Annotated in this window: 10 protein-coding genes; 6 read left to right on the top strand and 4 right to left on the bottom strand. The window is 73.6% G+C overall.

Going from position 1 to position 12,629, the window contains the following annotated elements:
* On the top strand, positions 1-897 hold the full coding sequence (locus tag MET2598_RS0101160) for an ABC transporter permease (RefSeq protein ID WP_012334458.1): 897 nt from the start codon (positions 1-3) through the stop codon (positions 895-897).
* A gap of 69 nt (positions 898-966) precedes the next feature.
* Here the strand turns inward: MET2598_RS0101160 and MET2598_RS0101155 are convergent, their stop codons facing one another.
* The 4 genes from MET2598_RS0101155 to MET2598_RS0101140 form a co-directional block, all read right to left on the bottom strand.
* A complete protein-coding gene (locus MET2598_RS0101155; RefSeq protein ID WP_012334459.1) occupies positions 967-1,254 on the bottom strand; it encodes a hypothetical protein in 288 nt (95 codons plus the stop codon).
* 238 nt (positions 1,255-1,492) lie between these two features.
* Positions 1,493-2,866 carry a TAXI family TRAP transporter solute-binding subunit gene (locus tag MET2598_RS0101150; protein WP_012334460.1) on the bottom strand — a complete coding sequence of 458 codons (1,374 nt, stop codon included), beginning with the start codon at positions 2,864-2,866 and terminating at the stop codon, positions 1,493-1,495.
* Between the two features lie 31 nt (positions 2,867-2,897).
* On the bottom strand, positions 2,898-3,647 hold the full coding sequence (gene ubiG, locus MET2598_RS0101145) for a bifunctional 2-polyprenyl-6-hydroxyphenol methylase/3-demethylubiquinol 3-O-methyltransferase UbiG (protein ID WP_012334461.1): 750 nt from the start codon (positions 3,645-3,647) through the stop codon (positions 2,898-2,900).
* 176 nt (positions 3,648-3,823) lie between these two features.
* Positions 3,824-5,179, bottom strand: a complete 1,356-nt coding sequence (locus tag MET2598_RS0101140; RefSeq protein ID WP_018259581.1) for a glycerophosphodiester phosphodiesterase family protein — start codon at positions 5,177-5,179, stop codon at positions 3,824-3,826.
* A gap of 195 nt (positions 5,180-5,374) precedes the next feature.
* Between MET2598_RS0101140 and MET2598_RS0101135 the strand changes: the two genes are divergently transcribed.
* From MET2598_RS0101135 to MET2598_RS0101115, 5 genes are all read left to right on the top strand, one after another.
* Positions 5,375-6,610, top strand: coding sequence for an aspartate kinase (locus MET2598_RS0101135; RefSeq protein ID WP_012334463.1), 1,236 nt, complete (start codon positions 5,375-5,377; stop codon positions 6,608-6,610).
* Positions 6,611-6,782: 172 nt separating this feature from the next.
* Positions 6,783-9,044, top strand: a complete 2,262-nt coding sequence (gene ptsP / locus MET2598_RS0101130; protein ID WP_026190438.1) for a phosphoenolpyruvate--protein phosphotransferase — start codon at positions 6,783-6,785, stop codon at positions 9,042-9,044.
* A 150-nt stretch (positions 9,045-9,194) separates the two neighbouring features.
* On the top strand, positions 9,195-10,274 hold the full coding sequence (prfA, locus tag MET2598_RS0101125) for a peptide chain release factor 1 (RefSeq protein WP_018259580.1): 1,080 nt from the start codon (positions 9,195-9,197) through the stop codon (positions 10,272-10,274).
* Positions 10,271-11,158 carry a peptide chain release factor N(5)-glutamine methyltransferase gene (prmC, locus tag MET2598_RS0101120; protein WP_012334466.1) on the top strand — a complete coding sequence of 296 codons (888 nt, stop codon included), beginning with the start codon at positions 10,271-10,273 and terminating at the stop codon, positions 11,156-11,158. The genes prfA and prmC overlap by 4 nt, the downstream gene beginning before the upstream one ends.
* Positions 11,159-11,539: 381 nt before the next feature.
* On the top strand, positions 11,540-12,559 hold the full coding sequence (locus tag MET2598_RS0101115; RefSeq protein ID WP_018259579.1) for a DUF4167 domain-containing protein: 1,020 nt from the start codon (positions 11,540-11,542) through the stop codon (positions 12,557-12,559).
* Positions 12,560-12,629: the final 70 nt, after the last annotated feature.

The following is a 12,629-nucleotide window of genomic DNA, read 5'->3' as shown; positions in this document are numbered from 1 at the left end:
ATGGTCCGCGACGGTCCGCGCCCCCTCTCCTTCTACCTGCTGGCCGGGTTCTTCGGCCTGTTCGTGCTGTTCCTCTACGGGCCGACCCTGACGATCCTGGTCCTGAGCTTCCAGGGCCCGCAGGGCGGCCTCACCTTCCCGCTGAGCGGGGTCTCGACCCACTGGTTCGCGCGGCTCTGGGCGGGGCTCGGCGTCGTCGACATCTGGGCGGCCTTCCGGCGCTCGCTGGCCCTCGGCGTCGCGGTGATGGGCCTCACGGTGGCCATCGCCTTCTTCGCCGGCCTCGCCTTCCGCAAGGGGTTCCGCGGCCAGGGCCCGCTGTTCTACACGGCGGTGGCGAGCCTGATCGTGCCCTCGATCGTGGTCTCGCTGGGGATCGGCCTCGAGTTCCGCCTCGCCGACGAGGCGATCAAGGCGCTCGCCGCCGCGACCGGCTGGGCCGCGCTGCAGGAGCACGGCACGATCATGGGCCTGTTCACCTCGGCGCTCGGCGCGCACCTGACCTGGACCCTGCCCTTCGGGCTCCTGATCATGTTCGCGGTGTTCAACCGCTTCGACCCGGCCTACGAGGAGGCGGCGCGGGATCTCGGCGCGAGCGGGCCGCGCACCCTCCTCCACGTCGTGGTTCCGATCATCCTACCCTCGCTCGTCGGCGTCGCCCTGTTCGGCTTCACCCTGTCCTGGGACGAGCTGGCGCGCACCAGCCAGGCGATCGGCGGCCGCAACACCCTGCCGCTCGAACTCCAGGGCCTGACCACCACGGTGACGACGCCCGAGATCTACGCCCTCGGCACGGTCACGACCGGGGTCTCCCTGGCGGTGATCGCGCTCGCCGCCTCGGCCTTCACCTGGCTCCAGCGCCGCCGCGCCCGCCGCAGCCTGCGGCCGGGCGCCTGAGCGCCGCCGATCCCGCCGCGGGAAGCCGAGGCTCGGGGCGACGCCGCCCGCGGGCTCCGGGCGGCCCGCTCAGCGATAGGACCGGCGGTGGCGATAGGGGCGGGCGTGGTGGTGGCGCCGCCCGGAGAGGCCCGTGCGGTAGGCCCTGCGTCCCGGATCGATGCCGAGCACGCCGTTGACGCCGCCCACGGCGCCGCCCACCGCCCCGCCGACGATCCCGCCGATCGGGCCGGCGACGCGGTCGCCCTCGGCGGCGCCGCGGCGGATCCCGCCGGGAATGCCCTGGGCCTCTGCGGCGCCCGCGAGCGCGCCGAGGACCAGGGCGGCCGAGAGGAGGGAGAGGACAGGCCTGATCATGTCGAAGCTCCGAGCGAGGTCGCGGCGGGGGCACGTCCCGCCTGCCCGGCGGGCGTCCCCTCACGGGAACAACGGCTGAGCTTCCGGAAAGTGCCGCGGCTGCCCGCGGGCGGGGCATCATCCGACATCCGGTTGATTGCTTCGCCATCTCCCATTTCGGCAATGCGGATGTCGGCGTCGCTCACGCGCCGCGCGGGCTTGTGATCCGCCGTCCGGACGATCACGTCCGGACGGCGGATCACTCGACCGCCCGCAGGCCCGGCCGGGGCGGATCCCCGGCCCCGTCGCGGGCGCGGCGAACGGTCGAGCGCGCGGCGTCGATCGCGATCGTGGCCGCCGTCATGGTGCGGACCTCCGTCGGGCGGCTGAGGGCGTAGCGGGCGATGTTGCCCGCGAGATCGTCGATCTCGGCCGCCATCCCGTCGAGGGCGGCCCGGTCGCTGCTGCGGCGCGCCTCCGAGCGGATCTGCAGCAGCCGGCGGGTCGCGACCTCGACCCGCTCGCGGCGCATGCGCATCAGTCGCTGGCGCAGCCACGCCCCGGCCGAACCGAGCCCGCCGCCGAGCAGCGCGACGAGGTAGATCCAGGTCTCGTAGCGCTCGATCAGGCTCTGCTGCTCGCGCTCGTAATAGTCGATGGCGCCCGGGTGGATCGGCAGGCGCGCGCTGGTCGCCTCCGCGTTGGTCTCGTAGCTGGGCGCCGCGACGGCGTTCGCGGCCGGCACCGTCTGGGCGAGCAGGCCGCGCAGCTCGAACAGGTGCTGGGTGACCTCCGCGGCGGCGGGTCGCGGCAGGCTGGCGCGGGCCATCAGCCGGTAGGAGGTGCCGACCGTCGCGAGGTCCTCCGCGGGCAGGCCCGGCGTGCCGGGGAAGAGGCCGGCCGGCACCGTGACGGCCTGCAGGCGCGGATCGCGCTCGGTGAGGGCCGCGCCGTCCTCGACCCCGATCAGCCGCGCCTTGCGGGCGCGCCCAGCCGCCTGGACGACGCGCAGGATGCGCTGGGCCGCCGCGGTCGTCGGGGTGGTGAGGAGGATCACCGCGTCAATGCGCTTCTCGGCCAGGAAGGCGGCGAGGTCCTGCTCCTGGACCGGCACCAGCCCGACGCTGCCCGGGGCCGGCATGCCGGGGGCCGGGTTCTCGACCGGGGCGAGGCCGGCATGCTCCAGCACCCGCCGGACCACGTCGCGGTCCGAGACCCGGTCGGCCAGGAGGCCGAGCCGCTTGCGGGCGAGGTCCGGGAGCGCCTTGATCGGGGAGGGCTCGGGCACCGCCACCATGACCGCCTGGCTGCGCAGCACCGCGAGGGTGAGGCCGTTGCCCGGCATCAGGATGTCGGGCCGCACCACCGCGAGGTCGGCCCGCCCCTCCTGCAGCGCCAGCGCGCTCTCCCGCACCCCGTCGAAGGGCAGGATGGTCAGCTGCAGGCCGCGGCGGTTCACGGCCAGCGCCTCGGCATAGGCGCGCAGCAGGGCCGGCTCGGTCCCGCCGCTCGGGGCGACCGCGACCGTCAGCACCGTCGCCCGGGTGAGCAGGCTCGCGAGGACGCCGCCGGCGGCGAGCAGCACCGCGACGATCAGGAAGAGCAGTTCCCGGCCGAAGCGAAGCCTGGGCATGGCACCTCGCCGATGGCCCCCTCGCGCGCCCTCAGGCGGCGGGGCGCTCCGCCGTGATCATGTAGTTCACCGCGGTGTCGCGGGCGGCCGACCAGCGTCCGCTCAGGGGATGGTAGACCACCCCGGTCGTGTCCGCGACCACGAGGCCACCGCTCTCCACCGCCCGGGCGAGCTCCTCGGGCGTGACGAACTTCTCCCAATCGTGGGTGCCGCGCGGCAGCCAGCCGAGCACGTACTCGGCGCCCACGATCGCCAGGGCGAAGGAGCGCATCGTGCGGTTGATGGTGGCGGCGAAGAACAGCCCCCCGGGGCGCACCGCCGCACAGGCCGTGCGCACGAAGGAGGCCATGTCGGCGACGTGCTCCACCACCTCCATCGCCACGACGAGGTCGAAGCGCTCGCCCGCCGCGACGACGGATTCGATGGTCTGGGGCCGGTAATCGACCGGCACGCCGGCCTCCTCGGCATGGGCCTTGGCCACCCGGATGTTGGTCGGCGCGGGGTCGAGCCCGGTGACGCGGGCGCCGAGCCGCGCCAGCGGCTCCGACAGCACACCGCCGCCGCAGCCGATATCGACCAGGGTGAGGCCCGCCAGGGGCTCGGGGCCGAGCGGGTCGCGGCCGTGGTGCCGGCACGCCGCGTCGCGGATATAGGCGAGGCGCACCGGGTTGAAGCGGTGCAGCACCCGCATCGGCCCCGCCTCGTCCCACCACGTCGCGGCGATGCGCTCGAAGCGGGCGACTTCCCTGGCGTCGATCGAGGGTCCGGTCGGTGCGCTCATGCGCGGCAGGCTCCAGGCGGCATCCGCCTCGACCTAAGCATCATTCGCCGAAGGGGTCACCGGTTCGGCGGCGAAAAATGATGCGGACACAAGCGACCAAGCAGAATGGCCCGATGCCGTTCTGCTCAGCGCATCGGGGGCCGCGCACCAACGGCGCCGCGCGGCCCCGGCCCGGCTCAGTGCCCGGACCGGCCCAGGAAGGCCGCGCGGGCCGCCACGGCCGTGTGGGTGAAGTCGGTGAACACCCCGTCGACCCCGAGCCGGTAGAAGGCGAGGTACTCCGCCGCCGGGTCGCCGCCGAAATCCGCCGCCAGGTACTTGGCCTCGTTGCGGAAGGTGAAGACGTGGACGAACAGGCCGGCCGCGTGCGCGTCCGCGATCAGGGAGGTCGGGGCGAGGAGCCGCGCCTGCGGCGTCGCGCCCTTGAAGGGCGTGCCGTCCGGGTTGCGCTCCGGCCAGGGCGCGATCCGCAGCGGCAGCACCTGCGGCTTCCAGGGGCCGATCCCGTCCGCGTAGGTGCGGATCTCGGCGAGGCCGGCCGGGCTCAGCATGGCGCCGAACCAGCGCGGGTCGCCCGCGAGGGTCCAGTCGTAGGGCCGGCCCTCCGTGATGCTCGCGTAGGTGACCGCGCCGGTGCGCAGGTCGACGCCGTCGCCGTCGATGAGCTGAACCACCCGGGCCTTGAGCCCGTGCGCGGCCAAGTACTTCAGGCTGCTGGGCTCGAAGCTCTGCACGAAGAGCGGCGCCGTCTTGGCGTTGAGGCCGTTCGCCTCCACGATCCGCAGGAGCGCATCCTCGAGCGGGCGCTCGCCCGGGCAGCCGTTGGCCCGGGCCTGGGCGTTGTTCCAGGTCGGGTTCTTGGTCTCGGGATAGACCGCGATCGCGCGGCCGGTGCGGGCGCTCTCGGCCCTGGCGAGATCGATGATCTCCTGGAAGCTGAGGATCGGGAACTTGCCGTTCAGGGTCTTGGGGCGCTCGGTGCGGGCATCGTAGGTCGTGCCGCCGATCCAGGCCTTCAGTTCCGCCAGGGTGAAGTCGGTGATCGACCAATCCCCGGTATGGTCCTCCCCGTCGACCACGAGGGAGCGCAGCACCGAGGTCGGATCGGCCGGGTCGTTGAGGTCGGTGAGGTAGGTCTCCGGGCCGGAATCCGGCCGCGCCGGCCACGCCACCCTGACGAGGCGGCCGGGCACGGTGCGGCGGCGGCGCGCCACCTCCGGGTTGGTGCGGGCGACCTCGGCGATGTCGGTGTTGTCGCCGAGCCAGGGATTGTGCCGCACGACGAGCACGCAATCCTTGGTGAGGTGCAGATCCTCCTCGAAGGCGTCCACTCCCAGATGGGCGGCGAGTTCGTAGGAGGGGGCGGTCTCCTCCGGCACCAGGCCCGGCAGGCCGCGATGGCCGATCACCAGGGGCGGGCGGCTGTCGAGGGTCGGGAGCTCGGCGGCCGAGGCCAGGCCGAGGCCGAGCGGAACCAGGAGGCCGGCGCCGCAGAGGCGCCGCAGGGCGGATCGAAGGGGTCGAAGCGGCATCGCGTGTCTCTCCCGCGGGGGCATGCCGCATCTAAGCCGGCCCGGTGACGGGGGCGTGACCCGGCCGCCTTCGCGGTCCGCCGCCCTGCCGCTTTCGCGGCCCGCCGCATTGACAGGGTCTGCCCCCGCGTTTACCGGCCCCGGAATTCCGCGGCGGCCCCGCGCCGCCCGCCCCGGCAACCGTCCTTGGGTCCCATGCCCCGCCTGGTGATGAAGTTCGGCGGCACGTCCGTCGCCACGGTCGACCGCATCCGCAACGTCGCACGCCACGTCGCCCGCGAGGTGCGGGCGGGCTACGAGGTGGCGGTCGTGGTCTCGGCGATGGCCGGCAAGACCAACGAGCTCGTGGCCTGGTGCAAGGACGCCTCGCCGCTCTACCCCCAGTCCGAGTACGACGCCGTCGTGGCCTCGGGCGAGCAGGTCACCTCGGGCCTCCTCGCCATCGTGCTCGCCCAGATGGGCATCCCGGCCCGCTCGTGGCAGGGCTGGCAGATCCCGATCGAGACCTCCGACCAGCACGGCTCGGCCCGGATCGCCCGGATCGACGGCGCCCGGCTCGATGCCGGCTTCCGGCATGGCGAGGTCGCGGTGATCGCCGGCTTCCAGGGCATCCATCCGGAGAGCGGTCGCCTGACCACCCTCGGCCGCGGCGGCTCGGACACCAGCGCGGTCGCGGTGGCGGCGGCGATCGGGGCCGAGCGCTGCGACATCTACACGGATGTGGACGGGGTCTACACCACCGATCCGCGGGTCGTGCCGAAGGCGCGGCGGCTCGAGCGCGTCGCCTTCGAGGAGATGCTGGAGATGGCCTCCCTGGGGGCCAAGGTGCTGCAGGTGCGCTCGGTCGAGCTGGCCATGGTGCACCGGGTACCGACCACCGTCCGCTCCTCCTTCGACGACCCCGACGACGCCCGCCCCGGCACCCTCATCTGCGACGAGGACGACATCGTGGAACAGCAGATCATCACGGGCATCGCCTTCTCGAAGGACGAGGCCCAGATCACGCTCCGCCGGGTGAAGGACAAGCCCGGCATCGCGGCCGCCATCTTCGGCCCGCTCGCCGACGCCAACATCAACGTCGACATGATCATCCAGGTCGTGTCGGGCGACGGCGCGACCACCGACATGACCTTCACGGTGCCGGCGGGCGATTACGAGCGGGCGCGGGCGATCCTCGACGCGCAGGCCGGAACGATCGAGTTCGAGCGCATCGAGGGCGCCACCGACGTGGTGAAGATCTCGGCGATCGGCGTCGGCATGCGCAGCCACGCCGGCGTCGCCGCCAAGGCCTTCCGGGCGCTGGCCGACAAGGGCATCAACATCCGGGCGATCACCACCTCGGAGATCAAGTTCTCGGTGCTGATCGACGCCGCCTACACGGAGCTGGCGGTGCGCACCCTGCACGCGCTCTACGGCCTCGATCGCGCCTGACCCCTGCGACTTTCGCCCGAACCGGGCCGCCGCGGGGACGCGGCGCTTGCCCGGCGGGCGCGGGACTCGCTATACGGCCGTGACAGGGCCGGTCCGGCCGCACCGCTCGCGCCGGCGTCTTCCGGTTGCACTGCACCGGGCCAGGCCCGCTCAAGGGGTGGAAGTCGAGACGATGCCCGCTGCGCCTGGAGGCCCGCGCCTGCTTCTGCGCCGCCTCCGTGAAGCCATGGCGGAGCCGGTCAGCGCCCAGGCGCGCCTCGACCGCATCGTCGTGATCATCGCCGCCAACATGGTGGCCGAGGTCTGCTCGGTCTACGTGCTGCGCGACGACGGCATGCTGGAGCTCTTCGCCACCGAGGGCCTCAACCGCGAGGCGGTCCACCTCACCAAGATGCGGGCCGGCGAGGGCCTGGTCGGCCTGATCGCCGCCACGGCCGAGCCGCTCTCGCTCTCGGACGCCCAGTCGCACCCGGCCTTCTCGTACCGGCCCGAGACCGGCGAGGAGATCTACCACGCCTTCCTGGGCGTGCCGCTCCTGCGCGCCGGCAACACGATGGGCGTGCTGGTGGTCCAGAACCGGACCTACCGGGTCTATTCCGAGGAGGAGATCGAGGCCCTCCAGACCACCGCGATGGTGCTCGCCGAGATGCTCGCCTCCGGGGAGCTGCAGGCCCTCTCGCCCGGCACGGTCAGCGCCTCGCGCCGGGCGCTGAGCCAGTCCGGCGTCGCGCTGGCGGACGGCGTCGGGCTCGGCCACGTGGTCCTGCACGAGCCGCGCATCGTGGTGAAGAACCTGATCGCCGAGAACGTCGAGCGCGAGGTCGCCCGCCTCGACGCGGCGATCGCCGAGGTGCGCTCGGCCATCGACGACCTCGTCGAGCGCGGGGACGTGGCCGGGGCGGGCGAGCACCGCGAGGTGCTGGAGACGGTCCGGATGTTCGCCCACGACCAGGGCTGGCTGCGGCGCATGCGCGAGGCGGTGCTCTCGGGCCTCACCGCCGAGGCGGCGGTGGAGCGGGTCCAGTCCGACAACCGCGCCCGCATGCTGCGCCAGAGCGACCCCTACCTGCGCGAGCGCCTGCACGACCTCGACGACCTCGCCAACCGGCTGCTGCGCCAGCTCGTCGGCAGCCAGGGCACCGCCCAGGGCTCGCTGCCCGAGAACGCGATCCTGGTCGCCCGCTCCATGGGCCCGGCCGCCCTGCTCGACTACGACCGGGCGCGGCTGCGCGGCGTGGTCCTGGAGGAGGGCGGGCCGACCAGCCACATCGCCATCGTGGCGCGCGCGCTCGGCATCCCGGCGGTGGGCGAGGTCGCCAACGCCACCGCGCTCGTCGAGGCGGGCGACGCGATCATCGTCGATGGCGGCGCGGGCGAGGTGCAGATCCGCCCCGGCCCGGAGGTGGAGGCGGCCTACGGGGAGAAGGCGCGGCTGCGCGCCCGCCGCCAGGAGCAGTACCGCGCCCTGCGCGACCTGCCCTCGGTGACCCGCGACGGCGTCGAGGTCGCCCTGCAGCTCAATGCCGGCCTCCTGGTCGACATGTCGCATCTGCAGGAGACCGGGGCGCAGGGCGTCGGGCTGTTCCGCACCGAGCTGCAATTCATGGTGGCCGAGCGCATGCCCTCGGCGGCCGAGCAGCAGAGCCTCTACGAGGCGGTCTACGCCGCGGCGGGCGACCTGCCGGTCACCATCCGCACCCTCGACATCGGCGGCGACAAGATCCTGCCCTACATGAAGGGGCCCGAGGAGGAGAACCCGGCGCTGGGCTGGCGGGCGATCCGCATCGGCCTCGACCGGCCCGGCCTGCTGCGCATGCAGCTGCGCGCCCTGCTCAAGGCGGCGGGCGGGCGGCCCCTCAAGATCATGTTCCCGATGGTCGCGACCGTGGACGAGTTCGTGCGCGCCAAGGCGATCGTCGAGCGCGAGAAGGCCCACCTCTCCCGCCACGGCCACGCGCTCCCCTCCGAGTGCCGGCTCGGCGTCATGGTCGAGGTGCCCTCGCTCCTGTTCCAGATGGACGAGATCGCGGCCGCCGCCGACTTCCTCTCGGTGGGCTCGAACGACCTGATGCAGTTCCTGTTCGCGGTGGACCGCGAGAACCGGCAGGTCGCCAACCGCTTCGACCCGCTCTGCGCGGCGGCCCTGCGCGCCTTCGGGCTCATCGCCGAGCGGGCGGACGCGGCCGGGACCCCGGTCACGGTCTGCGGCGAGATCGGCGGCCGCCCCCTGGAGGCGCTGGCGCTGATCGGCCTCGGCTACCGGGCGCTCTCGATGTCGCCGGCCTCGATCGGGCCCGTGAAGGCGATGGTGCTGAACGTCAACGCGGCCGAGGTCGGCGCCTTCCTGCGGGCGGAGATCGCCCGCACCGGCAACGGCACCTCCCTGCGGCCGGCCCTCGCCGCCTACGCGGAGGCGCATGGCATCCCGGTCTGAGGCCCGGCGCTCCGCGGAAAGTGCAAGGCTCCTCCCCCCTGCGCCGCCTCGTCAGCCGGCGCAGACCTGCTATACGCCTGCGGTCCGCGCTTCGGCGCAAGCGGCCGCTGCCGGCTGAATCCGGCCCGGATCGAGCCCATATCCCCGGCGATGATTGCGATACCTTCCGACAGACTGGACGCCATCCTGGCGCGGCACGACATCGTCACGGCGACGCTGAGCGCCGGCGAGACCGATTCCGAGAGCTTCGTCCAGCTCTCGCGCGAACTCTCGGACCTCGACGACGTCGTGGCGGCGATCCGCGCCTACCGCGCGGCCGAGGCCGAGCTGCGCGGCGTCGAGGCCATGCTGCAGGAGGGCGACCCCGAGATGCGGGCGCTCGCCGCCGAGGAGAAGCCGGAGGTCGAGGCGGCCCGCGACGCCGCCGCCAAGGCGCTGCAGATCATGCTGCTGCCCAAGGACGCCGCCGACGAGAAGAGCGCGATCCTGGAGATCCGGGCCGGCACCGGCGGCGACGAGGCCGCGCTGTTCGCGGGCGACCTGCTGCGCATGTACGCCCGCTACGCCGACCTCAAGGGCTGGAAGATCGAGGTCGTGTCCGAGAGCCCGGGCACGATGGGCGGCTACCGCGAGGTGGTCGCCGAGGTGAAGGGCCGGGGCGTGTTCGCGCGGCTGAAATTCGAGAGCGGCGCCCACCGGGTGCAGCGCGTGCCCGAGACCGAGACGCAGGGGCGCATCCACACCTCCGCGGCCACCGTGGCGGTGCTGCCCGAGGCCGAGGAGGTGGACATCCACGTCAACGAGGCCGACCTCAAGATCGACACGATGCGGGCCCAGGGCGCGGGCGGCCAGCACGTCAACAAGACCGAATCGGCCATCCGCATCACCCACATCCCGAGCGGCATCGTGGTCTTCGTCCAGGAGGAGCGCTCCCAGCACAAGAACCGCGCCCGCGCGATGGCGGTGCTGCGCGCGCGGCTCTACGAGCAGGAGCGGAGCCAGAAGGACGCGGCCCGCGCCGCCGACCGCCGGGCCCAGGTCGGCAGCGGCGACCGCTCCGAGCGCATCCGCACCTACAATTTCCCGCAGGGGCGGGTCACGGATCACCGCATCAACCTGACCCTCTACAAGCTGGAGGAGGTGCTGGCCGGGACCGCCCTCGACGAACTCGTCGACGCCCTGGTGACCGAGCACCAGGCCGCGCTCCTCGCCGCGGAGGGGCTCGGGTGAGCGAGCCGGTGCCGGGCGGCCTCGGCCTCTCCGCCGCGCTCGGTCGGGCGAGCGCCTACCTCGCCGGGTGCGGGATCGCGACCGCCGCCCTCGACGCGCGCCTGATCCTGACCGAGACCCTGGGCGTGAGCCGGGTCGACCTCCTCCTGGGCGCGGATGGGCCCCTCGACGAGGCGCAGGCGCGCAGCCTGTCGGCGGCCCTGCGGCGGCGGGCCTCGGGCGAGCCGGTGGCCCGGATCCTCGGCGCCTGGGAATTCTGGGGCCTGCCCTTCCGCCTCTCCCCGGACACCCTGGTGCCGCGGCCGGACACCGAGACCCTGGTCGAGGCGGCCCTGGACCTCGGCCATCCCCGAGACGCGGCCCTGCGCCTCCTCGACCTCGGCACCGGCTCGGGCTGCCTCCTCGTGGCGCTCCTCAGCGAGTGGCCGCGCGCGGAGGGCGTCGGAATCGACCTCTCCCTCGAAGCCCTCCGCACCGCGCGGGCCAATGCCGCCCGGAACGGCGTCGGGGCCCGCGCGGCCTGGCTGCGGGGCGACTGGGCCGCCGCCCTGGCCGGCCGATTCGACGTCGCGGTCGCGAATCCGCCCTACATCGCCGCGAACCTCATCCCGGGCCTCGCCCCCGAGGTGCGCGACCACGATCCCCGCCTCGCCCTCGACGGCGGCGCCGATGGACTTGACTGCTACCGCGTCATTCTCGCGCAGGCGGCGGACTTCCTGGCCCCGGGGGGACATCTGGTCGTGGAGATCGGCTACGATCAGGAGGAGGCGCTGCGTCACTTGGCGGAGGCTGCGGGATTGCGGGTCGTGGTCGTCCGGCGCGACCTCGCAGGCCATCCGCGGGCCGCATTGCTGGCACGCGAACCGGATTCCTCTGGTTCCTGATGCCGTTGCCTCTGATTTCGCTTGGCTCCCGCGGCCGAACCCGCTAACGTCCTCGCGCAGATCGCGAATGGTCCGGTAAGCCAGCCTGGCAAAGGTGAGACCTCTTCTCCAGGCGCGGACCTTGGACGATCTTCCCCACCGGACAGACCAAGGGGCACGAAGCGGTCCGGTTCGGTGGTCCGTATCTGACAATCGCTGGGCGACCCAAACCTGCGTGAGCCCGCGGATGTGCAGTGAACGACGGACATCGTCGCGGGATCGCGGACGGGCTCCTGGCCTGGCCGGATCACCGCAGACGGACCGATCGCTCAGTCGAGTCCCCTTGAGTTGTCGTCGAACGAGGGTCAGTCGAGACCGATGAGACCAAACCAGAACCGGCGTATGCGTGGCCGCAACCGCAACAAAGGCCCGAATCCGCTCACCCGGGCCTACGAATCCAACGGTCCCGACGTCAAGATCCGCGGCACGGCCCAGCACATCGCCGAGAAGTACGCCCAGCTCGCGCGCGACGCGCAGGCCAACGGCGATCCGGTGATGGCGGAGAACTACTTCCAGCACGGCGAGCATTACCACCGCATCATCGCCGCCGCGAACGAGCAGTACCGGCAGCAATTCGGCGGCTTCCGCCAGCCCTTCGACGAGGACGACGAGGGCGACGACGACTCGCCCCAGGCGAACGGCTACCCGGCCGGTCCCGAGATGCGCGGGCCGAACGGCTACGCCCAGAACGGCTACGGCCACGCCGACGAGTACGTCGATCCCGGCCAGCAGCCGCAGCCCTACGAGGCCCGCGACGACCGCGCCGGGCGCTTCGACCGGCAGCCGGATCGCCGCGACCGCTTCCAGAACCGCGAGCGGCCGCAGCGCCAGGACCGTCCGGAACGCTACGAGCGCCAGGACCGGCCGGAGCGCCAGGACCGGCCCGAGCGCCAGGACCGGCCGGAGCGCCAGGACCGGCCGGAGCGCCAGGACCGGCAGGACCGGCCCGACAGGCAGGGCGAGCCGCGCCAGGAATTCCGCGGCGAGCCGCGCCAGGACGGTTACCGCGACGGGCCCCGGCAGGGCGACGCGCCCCGGCCGGAGGGCGGACGCCGCGAGCGGCCCGAGCGCCCGCGGCGCGAGGAGATGCGCCAGGATCCGCGTCAGGATCCGCCGGCGGCCGAGGAGACCGGGCTTCCGGCCTTCCTGACCAACCCGGTCCGCCCGGCCCCGGCGCCCGCCCCGGTCGCGGCGGCGCCGGGCGACGAGGCACCGCAGGCGCCCGCCTCGGAAGCCGGCGACGCCCCCGCCCGCCCGCGCCGCCGCCGCCGCACCCGCTACGAGGGGGCGCCGCAGGACGGGGCCGAGGGCGGCACGGACCTGTTCCCGCCCAAGGCCCAGGCCGACGCGCCGTCGGAGTAAGGAGCGGGACCGCCGCGTGAGCCGGGAGGGGCACCCCTCCCGGCCGGCACCCGCGGGCGCCGGCGCGGCC

It is taken from the genome of Methylobacterium sp. WSM2598, assembly GCF_000379105.1.
GTDB lineage: Bacteria > Pseudomonadota > Alphaproteobacteria > Rhizobiales > Beijerinckiaceae > Methylobacterium.
Note: the sequence above shows the minus strand (reverse complement) of the source record. Positions and strands in the feature narration are given on the sequence as shown.

Coding starts and splice junctions, on each gene's coding strand:
- MET2598_RS0101135 (WP_012334463.1), top strand. CDS start 5,375: ATGCCCCGCCTGGTGATGAAGTTCGGCGGCACGTCCGTCGCCACGGTC.
- ubiG (WP_012334461.1), bottom strand. CDS start 3,647: ATGAGCGCACCGACCGGACCCTCGATCGACGCCAGGGAAGTCGCCCGC.
- MET2598_RS0101115 (WP_018259579.1), top strand. CDS start 11,540: ATGCGTGGCCGCAACCGCAACAAAGGCCCGAATCCGCTCACCCGGGCC.
- prfA (WP_018259580.1), top strand. CDS start 9,195: ATGATTGCGATACCTTCCGACAGACTGGACGCCATCCTGGCGCGGCAC.
- MET2598_RS0101140 (WP_018259581.1), bottom strand. CDS start 5,179: ATGCCGCTTCGACCCCTTCGATCCGCCCTGCGGCGCCTCTGCGGCGCC.
- MET2598_RS0101150 (WP_012334460.1), bottom strand. CDS start 2,866: ATGCCCAGGCTTCGCTTCGGCCGGGAACTGCTCTTCCTGATCGTCGCG.
- MET2598_RS0101160 (WP_012334458.1), top strand. CDS start 1: ATGGTCCGCGACGGTCCGCGCCCCCTCTCCTTCTACCTGCTGGCCGGG.
- ptsP (WP_026190438.1), top strand. CDS start 6,783: ATGCCCGCTGCGCCTGGAGGCCCGCGCCTGCTTCTGCGCCGCCTCCGT.
- MET2598_RS0101155 (WP_012334459.1), bottom strand. CDS start 1,254: ATGATCAGGCCTGTCCTCTCCCTCCTCTCGGCCGCCCTGGTCCTCGGC.